The organism is Methylobacterium sp. WL116 (genome assembly GCF_008039455.1).
Classification (GTDB): Bacteria; Pseudomonadota; Alphaproteobacteria; order Rhizobiales; family Beijerinckiaceae; genus Methylobacterium.
Window position 1 is genome coordinate 1 of record NZ_VRUV01000525.1, and the last position, 3,064, is coordinate 3,064.

At 68.5% G+C, this 3,064-nt stretch carries 3 protein-coding genes; all 3 read left to right on the plus strand.

Annotation, left to right across the window (positions count from 1 at the left end; all coding sequences use genetic code 11):
• The first annotated feature begins 94 nt into the window (after window positions 1-94).
• On the plus strand, window positions 95-919 hold the full coding sequence (gene pufL, locus FV223_RS23935; protein ID WP_147729315.1) for a photosynthetic reaction center subunit L: 825 nt from the start codon (window positions 95-97) through the stop codon (window positions 917-919).
• Window positions 920-1,017: 98 nt separating this feature from the next.
• On the plus strand, window positions 1,018-1,998 hold the full coding sequence (gene pufM, locus FV223_RS23940) for a photosynthetic reaction center subunit M (RefSeq protein ID WP_147729316.1): 981 nt from the start codon (window positions 1,018-1,020) through the stop codon (window positions 1,996-1,998).
• Window positions 1,995-3,064 (plus strand): photosynthetic reaction center cytochrome PufC (gene pufC, locus FV223_RS23945; RefSeq protein WP_147729317.1); only part of this gene is annotated, 1,070 nt, incomplete at its 3' end. The genes pufM and pufC, both read left to right, overlap by 4 nt.

The window sequence follows — 3,064 nt, forward strand, 5'->3', positions numbered from 1 at the left end:
TCCGCAGGCCGACCCGGAGCGAGCCGCAAGGCCGCTCGCACGACCGCCCGCCCGAGCGCCCGACGGCCGCAGACCCATCCGGAGGCTATTCGCCATGGCGATGCTGAGTTTCGAGAAGAAGTATCGCGTCCGCGGCGGCACCCTCGTCGGCGGCGACCTGTTCGATTTCTGGGTTGGGCCGTTCTACGTCGGCTTCTTCGGGGTCACGACGCTGTTCTTCAGCGCGCTCGGCACGGCGCTGATCATCTACGGCGCGGCGCTCGGGCCGACCTGGAACATCTGGCAGATCAACATCGCGCCGCCCGACATCAAGTACGGGCTGGCGCTCGCCCCCCTGAAGGAGGGCGGCCTCTGGCAGATCATCACGTTCTGCGCCATCGGCGCGTTCTCGTCCTGGGCGCTGCGCGAGGTCGAGATCTGCCGCAAGCTCGGCATCGGCTACCACGTGCCCTTCGCCTTCGCGGTCGCGATCTTCGCCTACGTCGTCCTGGTCGTGGTCCGCCCGTTCCTGATGGGCGCCTGGGGCTACGGCTTCCCGTACGGCATCCTCAGCCACCTCGATTGGGTGTCGAACACCGGCTACCAGTACCTGCACTTCCACTACAATCCGGCGCACATGCTCGCCGTGACCTTCTTCTTCACCACGACGCTCGCTCTGGCGATGCACGGCGGCCTGATCCTCTCGGCGACGAACCCGGCCAAGGGCGAGACCGTGAAAAGCCCCGAGCACGAGGACACCTTCTTCCGCGACACGATCGGCTACTCGATCGGCACGCTCGGCATCCACCGCCTCGGCCTGTTCCTGGCCCTGTCGGCGGGATTCTGGAGCGCGGTCTGCATCGTGATCAGCGGCCCGTTCTGGACGCAGGGCTGGCCGGAATGGTGGGGCTGGTGGCTGAACCTGCCGGTCTGGCGCTGAGCCGCGAAGTCGCCCGGCCGCGATCGTCGCGCGGCCGGGGGCGGGACGGATACGGCCACCACGTCGCTTGAAGAACGCTCCCGGAAAGGGCCCAGGCAATGGCGTACTACCAGAACATCCTCACCCAGGTGCAGATCCGGCCGATCGAGGCGGAGCACGGCGTCCCGGTCGCCGTCGATTCGCGCTGGGGCAAGCCGTTCCACAGCTACCTGATGGGGCTGATCGGCAACGCGCAGGTCGGGCCGATCTACATCGGCTACCTCGGGGCGCTGTCCTTCGCCTGCGGGCTGATCGCCTTCGAGATCATCGGCCTCAACATGTGGGCGTCGGTGAACTGGGACCCGATCCAGTTCGTGCGGCAGCTGCCCTGGCTCGCCCTCGAGCCGCCGCGCCCGCAATACGGACTCCGGATCCTGCCGCCGCTCAACGAGGGAGGCTGGTGGCTGATCGCCGGCTTCTTCCTCACCGCCTCGATCCTGCTGTGGTGGCTCCGGCTCTACCGCCGCGCCGCGGCGCTCGGCCTGGGCAAGCACGTGCCGTGGGCCTTCGCCTCGGCGATCTGGCTCTACCTCGTGCTCGGCTTCATCCGCCCGATCATGATGGGCTCGTGGAGCGAGGCGGTGCCGTTCGGCATCTTCCCGCACCTCGATTGGACCGCCGCGTTCTCGCTGCGCTACGGCAACCTGTTCTACAACCCGTTCCACATGCTCTCGATCGTCTTCCTGTACGGGTCGACGCTGCTGTTCGCGATGCACGGGGGCACCATCCTGGCCTGCTCGCGCTACGGCGCCGAGCGCGAGATCGACCAGATCGTCGACCGCGGCACCGCCACCGAGCGCGCCGCCCTGTTCTGGCGCTGGACCATGGGCTTCAACGCCACGATGGAATCGGTCCACCGCTGGGCCTGGTGGTTCGCGGTGCTGACGACGCTGACCGGCGGCATCGGCATCCTGCTGACCGGCACCGTCGTCGACAACTGGTACCTCTGGGCGGTCAAGCACGGGGTCGCGCCGTCCTATCCCCAGGTCTACGGCCCGATCGTCGATCCCTCCAGCGTCGCCCCCTCGGTGCACCCATGAGAACCCTGCTCGCCGTCGCCGGCGCGGTCGCCGCGCTGTTCCTCACGATCGCCATGCTCGGCACCGCCGGCTGGACCCGCCCGCCGATGGCGCAGCAGCAGACCGGGTTCCGCGGCACTGCGATGGACGTCATCGAGACCCGGGCGAACAAGGCCGCCAAGATCGAGGCCAACCAGGCGCCCGCGCCGGCCGACCCGGCCGAGCCCGGGGGCGACAAGGCCTCGGCGGTCTACCAGAACGTCAAGGTCCTCGGCGATCTCTCGGCCGACAACTTCAACCGCCTGATGGCCTCGATGACCGAGTGGGTCGCCCCGGAGCAGGGCTGCACCTATTGCCACAACACCGAGAACATGGCCGACGACAGCCTGTACCAGAAGCGCGTCGCCAGGCGGATGCTGCAGATGGTCCAGCACATCAACTCGACCTGGAAGGAGAACCACGTCCACGAGGCCGGCGTCACCTGCTACACCTGCCACCGCGGCCAGCCGGTGCCGAAGAACATCTGGTTCGAGAATCCCGGCCCGAACGCGGGGCACGGCGTCATCCCGCGCAACAACGGGCAGAACGTCGCCAGCCCGCAGGTCGGCCTGACCTCGCTGCCCTACGGCGTCTACGCGGCGTTCTACGCGCACAAGAACACGCCCGAGGACGCGATCCGCGTCAACGCCACCTCGGCCCTGCCGGAGACCAAGGGCAAGCCGATCCAGGACGCGGAGAAGACCTTCGCGATCATGATCAGCATGGCGCAGTCGCTCGGCGTGAACTGCACCTTCTGCCACAACACCCGCTCGGTGGCGGATTGGAGCACGAGCACGCCCAACCGCGTCGCCGCCTGGCACGGCATCCGCATGGTCCGCGACCTGAACGAGGACTACATGCTGCCGCTCTCCGAGACGCTGCCGCCGAACCGCCACGGCCCGCTCGGCGACGTGCCGAAGATGAACTGCGCCACCTGCCACAACGGCGCCAACAAGCCGCTCAACGGCGCCCACGTGGTCGAGACCTATCCCGAGCTCGCCGGGCCCGTCGCCTCGGCGGACATGCCGGCCGGCGTGCCGGCCCAGCC